Source organism: Streptomyces sp. NPDC046900, assembly GCF_040644975.1.
Taxonomy (GTDB): Bacteria; Actinomycetota; Actinomycetes; order Streptomycetales; family Streptomycetaceae; genus Streptomyces.
Genome location: NZ_JBEYXD010000078.1, coordinates 1 through 12624 on the forward strand (window position 1 = coordinate 1; position 12624 = coordinate 12624).

The window sequence follows — 12624 nt, forward strand, 5'->3', positions numbered from 1 at the left end:
ACCACCGGCCACCAGCCACAAGGGGCAGCACTCGGCGCGGGATTCCACCTCCACGCCCACGCCTCCCCACCACGGTGGGAAACGATCCCGGAAACCCAATCCAACCCAGGATCGCATAGCTAATCAGAGACGCTCAGTAGGCGGGGCTGCAGGCAGGCGTTTCGGTCCGGGGAGCAGTCCGGGCCGTCCTGGTCCGGGTTGTAGGCCGTCTCCGTCCGGTCTGCATGCGGGACGTCATCCGGCGAGGGAATACACGAGTCCTCATCGGGCGTGCAGCCGGCCGGGGCGCGGCGCCTGGGGATTGCCGAGACCGGCGCGGCCCAGGTGTCGCCTTCGAGGGCCTGGGCGAGCGGCGTGCGCCTGACGTTCCCGGCCGGGTGCAGGAAGCGGGAGAGGGCGCACGGCCGCACCTTTCTGTCGGATCCGAGCGCCGTGCGGCCGGAGCCGAAGGGCTTCGGTGTGGCTCTGCGTCACATCCTCCCTGCCGTGCTCGTGTCCGTGGTCTGCTGACGGGACAGCAGGCCGACAAGTTGGCCCCGAGACGACACCGGCAGGTTGCCACCCGCCGCTGCTACCGCCGACGCAGGTCAGCACACGAACCGCTGTTGGGGTGCCAGGACGGACTGTCGGCAGGCACGTTGAGGACAACGGTTCGATTTCTTACGCGCAAGGGGCTGACATCAAGGTCCTGACGCGCGGTAGCGTGCGCGCTCTGCCCGATCGTCGGACCGTCCGGGGACTGCTATGCCTGATCTTTCCATGCCTCCGGACGACCGGCCGGCGTCGCCCGTGACCTCCCGTGTGACGGCCGGGTCGGGAGCGAAGCTGCAGCGGCGTCTGGTGCTGGGGTCCGTGCTGCCAGCAGGCGTTGTCGCCGTGGCCGGCACGGCGGCCACCGTGCTGGTCCGCGTTGGCCACCTGGACGGCGTGAGTCAGGGCGCGGTGTCCGGCGGTGCGATTTTCATCGGCATCATGGCGGCCGGGATCGCGGGGATACGTGCTTCGGCGCAGGCGCGAGCCGTCACCGCGCACTGGGCCGAGCTGACTCGTGCGGCCGACCGGAGCAGTGCCGAGCTGGCCGAGCTGACCCGCACCACGGCCGAAGGCAGGGCCGAACTGGAGTCCCTGTGCAGCCGGTTGCGGGCCGGAGAGCATCCTGTGCGGCGCCGGCCGGAACTGCCGCAGCCAAGTGGGCCGGACGAGCTCTCCCGCCTTCGGTTCGAGATCTCCGCCGCTCGGCTTGAGACGGTGGCGGCCCTGCAGGAGTTCGCCGCCCGTGCAGTCGGTGGGGATGACGGTTCCCGGCTGGAGCAGTTCGAGGTGTTCGCCAACCTGGCGCGCCGGCTGGAGTCCCTGGTGCACCGCGAGATCGGTCTGCTGGACAGCCTGGAGAACGAGGTCGAGGACCCGGACCTGCTCAAGGGACTGTTCCGGGTGGACCACCTGTCAACCCGGATCCGCCGTTATGCCGAGAACCTGGCCGTGCTCGGCGGCGCGAACGCCCACCGCCAGTGGACTCGCCCCGTCGGACTGACCGACGTGCTGCGTTCCGCCGTCGCCGAGATCGACCAGTACGCCCGGGTCAAGCTGGTCCCGCCCATCGAGGGAACGGTCAGCGGCCATGCCGTGGTCGATGTCGTCCATTTGCTGGCCGAGCTGCTGGAGAACGCGACGGTCTTCTCAGCGCCGCAGACCACTGTGCATGTGCGGGTGGAGCCCGTCGCCGCGGGAGTGGCGATCGAGGTCGAGGACCGGGGCCTGGGCATGTCCTCGGACGAGCGCAGCCAGCTGAACGCCGTCCTGGGCGCACCCGGCGAGGTCGCTTTGGGCGAGCTGCTGCGGGACGGCCGGATCGGCCTGTATGTGGTGTCCGTCCTGGCCCAGCGGCACAACATCGCCGTGCAGTTGCAGAGCAATGTCTACGGCGGCACCCAGGCCGTCATGGTGCTGCCCAGTGCACTGCTCGGCCCGCAGCCGGCTGCTCCCACGCCCGCGCATCACATCAGCCCGGCCTCTGACACGGCGCCGCAGGCAGCGGAGCCCGAGGCGGCGGGGACCCGGGTGAACGTGCCGAGCTTCGTTGCGGATCCGCACATGTCCGATTCCGGATCTCGCTTTGTCCCGGCGGCCGCCGGCGGCGAGAGTGACCGTCCGCGGCTGCCTCAGCGGCGGCGCGGGGACCCCGCCGCCGAACGGCCGCACCCGGTCCGCGCCGCCGGTGCCGACGAGGACCTCGCCCATGACCCCGGCCTGATGGTCGCGTTCCAGACCGGGCTGCGCAGGGCCGAGGAAGCGCAGACGCCCTGACAGTCGAGGCTGCCCTGAACGCCCGGGGCCGCGTTTCAGCAAGCCGTTTCTTTCTGCCGAAGTGGAGAACACCATCGTGGTGAGCGAAGACCTTTCCTGGCTGTTGACGGGTCTGGTGAACCGGGTGCCGCACACCCGAAGCGCCTTGTTGCTGTCCGCGGACGGGCTGGTGAAGGCAGCGGAGGGCCTCGAACAGGACGCCGCGGACCAGTTGGCCGCGCTCGCCAGCGGGCTGTACTCATTGGCACGCAGCGCGGGCCGGCACTTCGACGACGGCGGTGACGTGCGGCAGATAGTGACCGAGCTCAGCACCTCGCTGCTGTTCGTCTCGGCCGCCGGCCACGGCGCCGTCCTGGCCGTGCTGGCCGGACGCGACGCGGACGCGGCGGTACTGGGCTACGAGATGGGGATGCTGGTGAAGAGCGTACGACCGCACCTGGCCACGCCGCCCCGGCACCCGGTGGGGTAACCGATGACGCCCGTCCTCCCGGACGGACCACTGGTCGACGAAGCGGCCGGGCGGCTGGTCCGTCCCTACACCGTGAGCGACGGCCGGACCAGAGCCACGTCCCACTTCACGCTGGTGACCATGGTGCGGGCCACCGGAGTTCAGACGCAGGGCGCCTTCGGTCTGGAGCATGCGCAGGTCCTGGCACTGTGCGAGCGGCCAGTGAGCGTCGCCGAGGTCGCGGCCCGCATGCAGGTACCCGCTGCCGTGGTCAAGGTGCTGCTGTCCGATCTGGCCGAGGGAGGCGCGGTGGTCGCAGGTGACGCGCCCTTGGCGCCCTTGGGCTCCCACACACGACCCGACCGAGACCTCCTGGAAGCGGTACGCGATGGCCTCCTCAAACGACTGTGACCCGCTGCCCGCCGACGCCCTGCCGGTGGGTATCAAGGTGCTGATCGCCGGGGGGTTCGGCGTGGGGAAGACCACCTTCGTCAACGCGCTCAGCGAGATCGAGCCGCTGAGCACCGAGGAGATGCTGACCGCCGTCAGCGCGGTCACAGACCGGCTGGACGGAGTGGAGAACAAGGCCACCACCACGGTGGCCATGGACTTCGGCCGGATCACGCTCAGCCCGTCCCACATCCTGTACTTGTTCGGCACGCCCGGGCAGGAGCGCTTCTGGTTCCTGTGGGACGACCTCTGCGAGGGAGCGCTCGGGGCGGTGGTACTCGCCGACACCCGCAGGCTGGAACACTCCTTCCCGGCGGTGGACTTCTTCGAGCAGCGCGGCATCGCCTTCGTCGTCGCCGTCAACGAGTTCGACGGGGCCCACCGCTACCGCGCGCAGGAGGTGCGGACCGCGCTCGACCTCAGGCAGGAGGTGCCGGTGGTGCTGTGCGACGCCCGCGTGCAGAACTCAGGCACCCGCGTATTGCTCGAACTGATTCAGCATCTGATCACGACAAGGAGTTCCTATGGCAGCGACACCGACCGACCCCTTCTCCGGGCCTGAGTCCGGGATCGCCCTGCGCCATCTGCTCCTACCCCCGGAGGACCCTCAGGGACGTGCCCGGTCGGAGCGGCTGCGCGAACTGGGCATCGATGCCCGCCCGAATGCGGAACTCGACGCATTCGCCAGGGAACTCGCGCACCGCACCGGCGGCTGCTACGCCGGTGTCAACTTCTTCCTCGACGCCGACCGCCAGTACTTCGCGGGGCTGTACAGCGCCGCGCAGGACACCACGGTCCATGTGGGACCGCCGTTGCTGGAGGACCCGGTGCCCGGCCGCGTCATGCCCCGCGACATCGACATGGGCATCTGCCCGCACGTGGTCAAGCGCCGCCGGGCGCTGGTGCTGGAGGACATCCGGGACTTCCCGCGGTTCGCCGGCAACCCGGTGGTCGACGCGATCGGGGTCCACTCCTACCTGGGCGCACCGCTGATAGACAGCACCGGTGTGGTGCTCGGCACCATCTGCGTCGTCGACCAGGACCCGCAGCCGTGGGGTCGTAAGGGCTTGGAAACCATCAAGGCCATGGCTGCCGAACTGGTCGAAAGGCTTGAGAACGCGGCCCGCCGTGGCCGCTGACCGGTCCGCCGGACATATACGCGGCCGCCCCGGACCATCCGCGCAGCGGCCGCCCAGCACCCGGCCACGGCTCCTGCCGGCTGCCTTTGGCCGGCCTCGGGTGGCCCGGCGCGGTCCCGAAGACGGGGCCCGGTAACAGCCGAGCCGGCCGTGAACTGACGTTCCGTTCACCGGTGCGGTTGCGGTGGCAGCCGGCCGGATGGGTCGGATCGGTGTGCGGGTGCTTGGGCAGCGCGCCGTACATCGGTCTGTGCGGCTTGCCGGTGACGCCGACCAGCTGTCGCGTCGAAGCCGGTCGAACCGACCGCCCAGGCGTCGTCGGGGACGAGGGCGACGACGTCGTTCAGTCGGCCCCGGTCCTTGCCGGCCGGAACGCGGCCCGTCCAGGGTGATCGTGCTGACGACCTACGAGAGCGACCGGGACATCCTGCGGGCGGTGGAGGCCGGGGCGGCGGGCTACCTGCTCAAGGACCTGCCGCGGGCCGAACTGGCCGACGCCGTACGGGCCGCGGCCGGGGGCGAGACGGTGCTGGCCCCTTCGGTCGCGGCCCGTCTGGTCGACCAGCTCAGGGCCAGACCGCTACGGCCTCGCCTGTCGGAGCGCGAGAGCGCGGTCCTGCGCCTGGTGGCTGACGGCTTCACCAACGCCGAGATCGGCCCGCGTCTGTTCATCGGGGAGTCCACGGTCAAGACCCATCTGCTGCGGATCTTCGCAAAACTCGGCGTCGACGACAGGACGGCGGCCGTCACCAGCGCCATGCGCCACGGCCTCCTCGACCCATGACGCTGGGGGCCCCGGGCCGCACCCGGGGCCCTGCACATCCGATCAGCCGAGCTTCGACTCCGGCTCTGCCACGGTCTCGTTCACGCCGACCGCCCTCCGCTCACCGCACTCCACGTCCTTCAGCCGGACCCTGCGCGAGCTCCCGCTCGCCGCAACGATCGTGCAGCGGGCGCTGCTGCGGTTCGCGTCCGCGCGCCCGTCTGGGTGCGCGACCCGAAAGCTCCCCAACCGCCCGAACCTGGGCCTTCCGTGGGTCTTGCGGCTCATTGCTGCACGGCTCTTTTTCGCCGTCTCGACCCGGTGTAATACTGAGCACCCCGTTCAGTAATAGAGGTCGCATGATGGAACGACAGGAAGCCGGACTGATCTCCCTCCCTGTTCGGCGGGCCGCCGATGATGACCCCGAGCTGGGATTCTCCGCTGTGGACGAGGCGGTCGCCGCTGTTGCGGCGGGTCGTCTGGTCGTGGTGGTCGACTCGCCCGACCGTGAGAACGAAGGCGATCTGGTGATGGCGGCCGATTGCGTGACGCCGGAGGCCGTCAATTTCATGGCCGTTCACGGGCGCGGGCTGATCTGTGTGTCGCTCACTCAGGAGCGGCTGTGTGAGCTGCGGATCCCCGCGATGGTGCAGGATGTCTCCGATCCGCTGCGTACCGCTTTTCACGTCAGCGTGGATCACCGGACGCGGACCTCGACGGGCATCTCGGCGCGCGATCGCGCGGCGACGATCATGGCTCTTGTCGATCCGTGTGCGCGTCCGGACGATTTCACCCGGCCCGGGCATATGTTTCCGCTGGGCAGTCAGCCCGGTGGAGTGCTCACCCGGGCCGGGCACACCGAGGCGTCGGTCGATTTGGCGACGCTGGCGGGCCGTACCCCGGCGGGAGTGATCTGTGAGATCGCGACCCCGGACGGCGAGATGGCGCGGCTGCCGTTTTTGATGCGGTTCGCCGCCGAGCACGGACTGCCGATCGTTTCGATCGGTGACCTGATCGCGTATCGCAAGAAGCAGCAGCAACTCCTCACGCGGACGGGGGAGGCGGTCCTGCCGCTGGAGGCGGGCACCTTCCGTGCGCTCGCCTACCGCAATGAGCTCAAGGCGGTTGAGCATCTTGCGCTGCTGTACGGGGACTTGTCGCGCCGGACTGCGCCCTTGGTCCGGGTGCACTCCGAGTGCATGACCGGGGACCTGTTCGGGTCGCGCCGCTGCGACTGCGGGCCGCAGCTGGATCTCGCCCTGCGCCGTATCGTCAACGAGGGCGCGGGCGCGCTGATCTACCTGCGCGGCCACGAGGGCCGTGGCATCGGCCTGGGCCAAAAGCTGCGTGCCTATGCGCTGCAGGACCGCGGGCTGGACACGGTCGAGGCCAACCGCGCGCTCGGGCTGCCCGTCGACGCCCGTGATTACGCCGATGCCGCGCAGATCCTCGACGACATCGGCGTCACCCGCCTGCGGTTGCTGACCAACAACCCGGGCAAGCAACTGGGCCTGGCGGAACTGGGTGTCGCGGTGACCGAACGGGTGCCGATACAGGTGCCGGCCACCCGCGACAACCTGCGCTACCTCAAGACCAAGCGCGCCAGGCTCGGGCACCTGCTCGACGAGATCGACTCCCCGGCAGGCGTCTTGTGAACGCCGTGCCGGGGCGTGTCCCGCCACCTGGCGGGAACCGTCCCGCCCGCCTGAGCGGAGGTTCCCGGTGTCGTTGAGGCCCGCTCGCGTGCGAGGTTCCGGCCGTGCACCGGGCGGGCTCTCCGGGTGCTGCCGGGGGAGCGGACGCCTCACGTGCCCGTCCGCCCGCAGCGCGAGCGCGGCCGTCGTCCGGGTCAGGCGGCCAGGAATTCCTCGATCGAGCCGAGCACGGGAACCGGGAACTCGTTGAGCATGCCGTGGCTGCCGCGGGGCAGCACGACCAGGCGCGACCCGGGGATCCGCTCGGCGATCTCCACCGCCTGACGGGGCGGGGTGAGGATGTCCTCGGCACCGACCAGGACGAGCGTGGGCGTACTGATCGTGTGCAGCTGCGCACGGCGGTCGAAGGTGCGGATCGCCTGTGCCTGGGCGGCGAATCCCGCGTCGCTCGTCGGTTCCGGATCCTCCCCCGCCAGTTTCAGCGCGGCGTACGCGGCGGAGTGGTCGACCAGCGTGTAGGGCGTGAATCCCCACGGGATGCCGGCCGCGGCCAGGGTGATGGCGTCCGCGCCGGCCGCGCGCAGCGCCAGCAGTCCGTCGAGCCATGCGTGCTGGACGTCGGTGTAGGACGGAAGCGTGCTCAGGAGCACGGCCTTGCTGACCGAATCCGGGTGGTCGATCAGCAGTGACTGGAGGATCACCCCACCCATGGACCAGCCCACGGCCGGCACTGGACCGACTCCGAGGTGCCGGATCAGCGCCGCGGTGTCGTCGGACATCTGCTCGATGGTGTAGGGCCCTTCGGGCACGTCGCTCTGGCCGGTGCCCCGGTTGTCGAAGGTGATGCAGGTGTAGCGCTCACGCAGCTCGGGCAGCGCTGCGGCCCAGGCATTGCGGTTCGCGCCGAGCCCCGAGATGAGCAGCAGTTCGGGGCCGCTTCCGGTGGTCTCATAGTGCAGCTTGACTCCTGCCGAATCGAACTCTGCCATGCCGACTCCTTGATCGGTCCGTGCCATGGTGCGGGACGGAAACTAATGATTGGTCATGCAGGCCAGTCGCCTCTTCCGGCTGTGCTCCACCTGCACATTTCCTCAAACTGCGCGGAGATGACGGTGCACGACTGTTGACGCGCTTCTTTGCGTCTAGCCACACTAACTTCCGTTAGTTCGTCTGACCAGAGGAGATCGAGATGGGTAACCTTGTGAGACGAGGCAAACGGGTGCTCCTCGGTCCCGTAGCCGGTCTGATGGCCCTCGGAGTTCTGGCCGGTTGTACGGCCGCGGCGGACACGGGCGGGGGCGGATCGGACTCCGATGCCGGCGCCGCCGTGAAGGCGGCCGACGCTCAGCTGGCGGTCGCACGGAAGGGGCGGATGACGCAACCGCCGTCCGCGCCGAATCCCGCTGTGAAGGGCAAGAACGTCTGGATCATCCAATCCACCGCGGCAGCGCCCTCGGTGAGCATCCCCGCGCTGGCCGCGCAGGAGGCCGGCAAGGCACTCGGGTGGAAGACGACCCTTTACGACGCCAAGGGTGATCCGGGCGACTACACCAAGGGTGTCAGTGACGCGATCGCCAACGGCGCCAACGGGATCGTGCTCGTCGCCATCGACTGCACGTACGTGAAGAACCAGCTCCAGCAGGCCAAGTCCCGGGGCATAGCGGTCAGCGAGGTGTACGCCTTCGACTGCGCGGACACCAACCCCGGATCGCCCCGCCTGTTCAGCGCGGACCTCAGCTTCGGCAAGCGGTGGAAGAGCCTGCTGGACGCCTGGCAGCAGTGGGGGTCCGACACCGCCGCCTGGATCATCTCGGCCACCAAGGGCCGGGCTCGCCCGCTGGTGCTGCACAACGAGCAGATCGCCGTCCTGATCAGCTATCAGAAAGGCTTCGAGGAACGGATGGCGCAGTGCAAGACGTGCAAGACAGTGAACATCCCCTGGGACGCGACCACATCGGGCACGCCGGCCGCGCTGGCGGCGCTGATGAAGAATGCGTCCCTGCAGCATCCTGAGATCAACTCGTCGATGTTCGGATCGACGGTGACGTCCGGCTACAACCAGGCCATTCTGTCGCTCGGCGCGAAGGCCAAGCAGATCAAGGTGATCGCCGGTCTCGGACTGCCCGACGAGTTCAATCTGATCAAGGCCGGGCGGGGGCTGAACGCCACGACCGCCTGGCCGCAGCAGTGGATCGGGTACGCCGCCATGGACTCGATCAACAGCGTCCTGGCCGGACGGCCCCGGCGGGACGAGGGGATCGGCTGGCAGATCATCGACAACACCAATCCCGACCAGATGCCGACGGGTGACACCATCTGGCAGGGCAACGACGACTTCCGGTCCGTCTACCGCACGTCCTGGGGCGTGTCATGAGTGCGGGGACACCCGTCGACGAGCCCCCGATCGCGCTCGCGGTGGCCGAGGTCTCCAAGAACTTCGGTGCGACGCAGGCCCTGCGTTCGGTGCGACTCGAACTGCGCGCCGGCGAGGTGCACGCCCTGATCGGGGGCAACGGCTGCGGCAAGTCGACGCTCATCAAGTGCCTCGCGGGCGTGCACCAGGCCGATGCGGGCACGCTGACGGTCAACGGCACCGAGTACGACCTGGCCGCTCAGAGCCCGGACCGCGCCCGGGACGCCGGTCTCCGCTTCGTGCACCAGGACCCGGGCATCTTCCCGGCGTTGTCGCTGACCGAGAACCTCTCGCTCGGCCGGCGCTTCGAGGGCAGCTCACGGCGCATCAATTGGCGAGCGGCGCACAAGAGGGCCCGTGAGGTGCTGCGCCGGTTCGGCATCGACCACGATCCACGTACGCCGGCGTCCGCGCTGTCGGTACCGCAGCGGGCCATGCTCGCCATCGCCCGGGCGTTGCAGGACCAGGAATCCGAGCACGGTGGCATTCTCGTCCTGGACGAGCCGACAGCCGCGCTGCCGGCACCCGAAGTCCAGGCGCTGCTCGGCTGGATCCGCAGGCTGGCCCAAGAGGGACACGCCATCCTCATCGTGACCCACCGTCTCGACGAGGTGCGCGAAGTCGCCGACCGGGTCACCGCGTTCCGGGACGGGCGCTATGTCAACACGATCGACGGCGCGGGCCTGACCGAGGCGATGCTCGTCGAGCTGATCCTGGGCCGCAAGCTCGAACAGGCGGTCAGCGTCGCCTCACCGACGTCGTCGTCCGCCGATCATGTGGTCGAGGTGCGCGACCTCAGTGGAGGACCGCTGGCGGAGGTCAGTTTCGATGTGGCGGCGGGTGAGGTCCTCGGCATCGCGGGCCTGCTCGGTTCCGGTCGTACGGAGTTGCTCCAGCTGATCTACGGCCTGCTGCCCAGGCGGGCCGGCACGGTGACCTATCTCGGGGAATCCACCCATGTGCTCGATCCCAGCAAGGCGTGCCGCAAAGGCATGGCGTTCGTTCCCGAGGACCGTGCCGCCGAGGCGATCTTCCCCGCAGGCACCGTCCTGGAGAATCTCGTCCAGGGACACGAGCACCGGTATTTCAAGCGGCTGTGGCTGCGGGACCGCGTGGAACGCGCCGACGCGCTGCGGGACATTCAGCGGTTCAACATCCGGACGTCGGGCCCCACGGCCTATATCGAGAGCCTGTCGGGCGGAAATCAGCAGAAGGTGATCCTCGCCCGGTGGCTTCGGCAACGGCCCCGGCTGCTCCTGCTGGACGAACCCACCCAGGGCGTCGACGTGGGAGCACGCGACGAGATCTACAAGCTCATCGCGCTGGCGGCCGACCAGGGCTGCGCCATCGTCGTGGTCAGTTCGGAATTCGAGGAACTGGCACAGATCTGTGGGCGGGTGCTCGTGCTGTCCCACGGACGGATCGTCACCGAGATGCGGCAGCCCATGAACGCACACGAGATTCTCGAAGCGTCGATCGGACCGAGGGAGGTCACGATATGAAAAGGTTCGGGGACAGCCTCCAACTGCTCGAAAAGTACGGACTCGCGATCCTGCTGGTCGTCGTCATCGCATTCTTCACACTCGACCCGGCGACTCCGCAATTCGCCTCGATCGCCAATATCAAGTCGGTGCTGAGCAATGAGACCCTGACCGGCATCATCGCGTTGGCGAGCATATTCCCGTTGGTGGGCGGGCAGTTCGATCTTTCACTCGGCCCCGCCATGGGCCTGTGCTCGCTGATCTGCGCCGGCGTGATGTCGAAGATGGGCCTGCCGCTGTGGACGGCCGTCATCGCCGCCATCCTGACCGGCATGCTGGTGGGCGCGGTGAACGGGCTGGCCGTTACCAAGATCAAGGTGTCCTCGATCGTGACCACGCTGGGCATGACAAGCATCATCGCGGCGTTGGTCACCTGGTACACCGGCGGAAATTCCATCATCGACGGGGTGTCGCCGGCGTTGACCGACCTCGGCACGGGCGAATGGCTCGGGATTCCCTGTCCGCTGTACTTCCTCGCGGTGGTCGCGATCATCTCCTGGTACCTGCTCCAGCACACGCCATGGGGACGCTCCCTGCAGGGCGTCGGTGCCAACCCCCGCGCCGCCGAGATCGTCGGGCTCCCGGTCAACCGCCTGACCCTGCAGAGCTTCGTCCTCGGCGGCGCCCTCGCCGGCATCGGCGGAGTGCTCCTGCTGGCGGTGTCCGGCTCGGGCAACCCGTCCGTCGGACCCGGCTATCTGCTCCCGGCACTCGCGGCGGCGCTGCTCGGCGCCACGACGATCAACCCGGGCCGGTTCAACGTGCCGGGAACGCTCGTCGCCGTCTACTTCCTGGCCGCCACGGTCAGCGGACTGACCTTCCTCGGCGCGAAGCCGTGGGTGTCGAGCATGTTCAACGGCGTCGCTCTCATCGTCGCCGTGGGCATCTCCGTCTGGTCCGGACTCGGCCGCCAGAACATGGGCAAGGCCGAGGGCGGCGAGGGCGACGTCGATCCCGCCGCGGCCACCGGCAGCGGCCCCAACAAGGGGGCGGTGACCACGTCGGTCAGCTGACCGCGCTCCCCGACGCACAGCACAGATCCCTCCCTCGACGCAGAAGAGGACTGACATGGGTGCTTTGGAAGGCAAGGTGGCCGTCATCACCGGCGGCGCAAGCGGAATCGGGCGGGCGTGCGCCGTGCGCTTCGCCGAGGAGGGGGCCGACATCGTCATCGGCGACCTCGCCGACGGCACGGCCAGTGCCAAGCTGGTCGAGCAGGCGGGGCGACGGGCCGTGTCCGTGCGGACCGACACGACCAGCGAGGCGGACTGCGACGCCCTTGTCCGGCGTGCCGTCGAGGAGTTCGGGCACGTCGACGTCGGCGTGGCCGCGGCCGGCATCGCCACCGTCGCCGGGCCGAGCAACCTCCAGACACGCCAGACCGAGACCGATGCCGGCTTCGTGGTCGGCTTGTCGACGGACGACTTCCGCCGCGTGGTCGAAGTGAATCTGATCGGGGTGATGATGACCGACCGTGCGCTGGCTCGGCAGATGCTCGCGCAGGGGACGGGTGGCTCGATCATCAACATCGCCTCCTCCGCCGCCAGGATCCCGCTGGCCGGCGCGGCGCCGTACTGCACGTCCAAGGCCGGCGTCTGGATGCTGACGAAGGTGATGGGTCTCGAACTGGCGCAGCGCGGCATCCGGGTCAACGCGGTGGGGCCCGGCTACACCGCGACGCCGATGATCGAGGGCCTCGAGGACAACACCGCGGCGTACGACTCCGCGATGAGCATCACCCCGATGAACCGGCTGGGCAGGCCGTCCGAGATCGCCGAGGCCTGCCTGTTCCTGGCCGGTGAGTCCGCGTCGTTCTTCACCGGCGAGATCCTGCACCCCGCCGGCGGTCAGTTCACCGGGTGACCGCCGGCCGGCCGTACGTGCGAGCGCATGCGTGGTTCCCGCCGC

Annotated in this window: 11 protein-coding genes and 1 pseudogene; 11 read left to right on the forward strand and 1 reads right to left on the reverse strand. The window is 69.2% G+C overall.

Annotated elements, in window-relative coordinates; all coding sequences use genetic code 11:
* The first annotated feature begins 789 nt into the window (after window positions 1–789).
* The 7 genes and pseudogenes from ABZ904_RS40400 to ABZ904_RS40430 all read left to right on the forward strand — a co-directional run bounded on the left by ABZ904_RS40400 (window position 790) and on the right by ABZ904_RS40430 (window position 6762).
* Window positions 790–2307 (forward strand): ATP-binding protein, encoded by a 1518-nt coding sequence (locus ABZ904_RS40400; RefSeq protein ID WP_361829096.1) that lies wholly within the window; start codon window positions 790–792, stop codon window positions 2305–2307.
* A 76-nt stretch (window positions 2308–2383) separates the two neighbouring features.
* Complete coding sequence (locus ABZ904_RS40405; RefSeq protein WP_359407142.1) at window positions 2384–2776, forward strand: roadblock/LC7 domain-containing protein; 393 nt, start codon at window positions 2384–2386, stop codon at window positions 2774–2776.
* A gap of 3 nt (window positions 2777–2779) precedes the next feature.
* Window positions 2780–3166, forward strand: a complete 387-nt coding sequence (locus ABZ904_RS40410; RefSeq protein ID WP_361002135.1) for a DUF742 domain-containing protein — start codon at window positions 2780–2782, stop codon at window positions 3164–3166.
* On the forward strand, window positions 3144–3767 hold the full coding sequence (locus ABZ904_RS40415; RefSeq protein WP_361829098.1) for an ATP/GTP-binding protein: 624 nt from the start codon (window positions 3144–3146) through the stop codon (window positions 3765–3767). The genes ABZ904_RS40410 and ABZ904_RS40415 overlap by 23 nt, the downstream gene beginning before the upstream one ends.
* Window positions 3730–4344, forward strand: a complete 615-nt coding sequence (locus tag ABZ904_RS40420) for a GAF domain-containing protein (protein ID WP_361002141.1) — start codon at window positions 3730–3732, stop codon at window positions 4342–4344. The genes ABZ904_RS40415 and ABZ904_RS40420 overlap by 38 nt, the downstream gene beginning before the upstream one ends.
* Window positions 4345–4729: 385 nt before the next feature.
* Window positions 4730–5128 (forward strand): annotated as a pseudogene (locus tag ABZ904_RS40425) (response regulator transcription factor); the annotation flags it as partial.
* Window positions 5129–5466: 338 nt separating this feature from the next.
* The gene (locus ABZ904_RS40430; protein WP_359407125.1) at window positions 5467–6762 is read left to right on the forward strand and encodes a bifunctional 3,4-dihydroxy-2-butanone-4-phosphate synthase/GTP cyclohydrolase II; all 1296 of its coding nucleotides are present in this window, start codon (window positions 5467–5469) and stop codon (window positions 6760–6762) included.
* A 194-nt stretch (window positions 6763–6956) separates the two neighbouring features.
* Here ABZ904_RS40430 and ABZ904_RS40435 read toward each other — a convergent pair whose 3' ends face one another.
* Window positions 6957–7751, reverse strand: coding sequence for an alpha/beta fold hydrolase (locus tag ABZ904_RS40435; protein WP_361002144.1), 795 nt, complete (start codon window positions 7749–7751; stop codon window positions 6957–6959).
* 200 nt (window positions 7752–7951) lie between these two features.
* Here ABZ904_RS40435 and ABZ904_RS40440 point away from each other — a divergent pair, with 200 nt between their 5' ends.
* The 4 genes from ABZ904_RS40440 to ABZ904_RS40455 are packed head-to-tail and all read left to right on the forward strand — an operon-like array spanning window position 7952 to window position 12579.
* Entirely contained in the window at window positions 7952–9136 is a 1185-nt protein-coding gene (locus ABZ904_RS40440; RefSeq protein WP_361002147.1) for a substrate-binding domain-containing protein, read from the forward strand.
* Window positions 9133–10677 carry a sugar ABC transporter ATP-binding protein gene (locus tag ABZ904_RS40445; RefSeq protein ID WP_361002149.1) on the forward strand — a complete coding sequence of 515 codons (1545 nt, stop codon included), beginning with the start codon at window positions 9133–9135 and terminating at the stop codon, window positions 10675–10677. The genes ABZ904_RS40440 and ABZ904_RS40445 overlap by 4 nt, the downstream gene beginning before the upstream one ends.
* Window positions 10674–11729, forward strand: coding sequence for an ABC transporter permease (locus ABZ904_RS40450; protein WP_361829101.1), 1056 nt, complete (start codon window positions 10674–10676; stop codon window positions 11727–11729). The genes ABZ904_RS40445 and ABZ904_RS40450 overlap by 4 nt, the downstream gene beginning before the upstream one ends.
* A gap of 55 nt (window positions 11730–11784) precedes the next feature.
* Window positions 11785–12579, forward strand: a complete 795-nt coding sequence (locus tag ABZ904_RS40455; protein ID WP_361002152.1) for an SDR family NAD(P)-dependent oxidoreductase — start codon at window positions 11785–11787, stop codon at window positions 12577–12579.
* Window positions 12580–12624 lie beyond the last annotated feature (45 nt).

What these genes read in the sequence shown, in the direction of transcription:
- ABZ904_RS40435 (WP_361002144.1), bottom strand. Translation starts at nt 7,751, where the DNA reads ATGGCAGAGTTCGATTCGGCAGGAGTCAAGCTGCACTATGAGACCACC.
- ABZ904_RS40420 (WP_361002141.1), top strand. Translation starts at nt 3,730, where the DNA reads ATGGCAGCGACACCGACCGACCCCTTCTCCGGGCCTGAGTCCGGGATC.
- ABZ904_RS40440 (WP_361002147.1), top strand. Translation starts at nt 7,952, where the DNA reads ATGGGTAACCTTGTGAGACGAGGCAAACGGGTGCTCCTCGGTCCCGTA.
- ABZ904_RS40445 (WP_361002149.1), top strand. Translation starts at nt 9,133, where the DNA reads ATGAGTGCGGGGACACCCGTCGACGAGCCCCCGATCGCGCTCGCGGTG.
- ABZ904_RS40455 (WP_361002152.1), top strand. Translation starts at nt 11,785, where the DNA reads ATGGGTGCTTTGGAAGGCAAGGTGGCCGTCATCACCGGCGGCGCAAGC.
- ABZ904_RS40415 (WP_361829098.1), top strand. Translation starts at nt 3,144, where the DNA reads ATGGCCTCCTCAAACGACTGTGACCCGCTGCCCGCCGACGCCCTGCCG.
- ABZ904_RS40450 (WP_361829101.1), top strand. Translation starts at nt 10,674, where the DNA reads ATGAAAAGGTTCGGGGACAGCCTCCAACTGCTCGAAAAGTACGGACTC.
- ABZ904_RS40410 (WP_361002135.1), top strand. Translation starts at nt 2,780, where the DNA reads ATGACGCCCGTCCTCCCGGACGGACCACTGGTCGACGAAGCGGCCGGG.
- ABZ904_RS40430 (WP_359407125.1), top strand. Translation starts at nt 5,467, where the DNA reads ATGATGGAACGACAGGAAGCCGGACTGATCTCCCTCCCTGTTCGGCGG.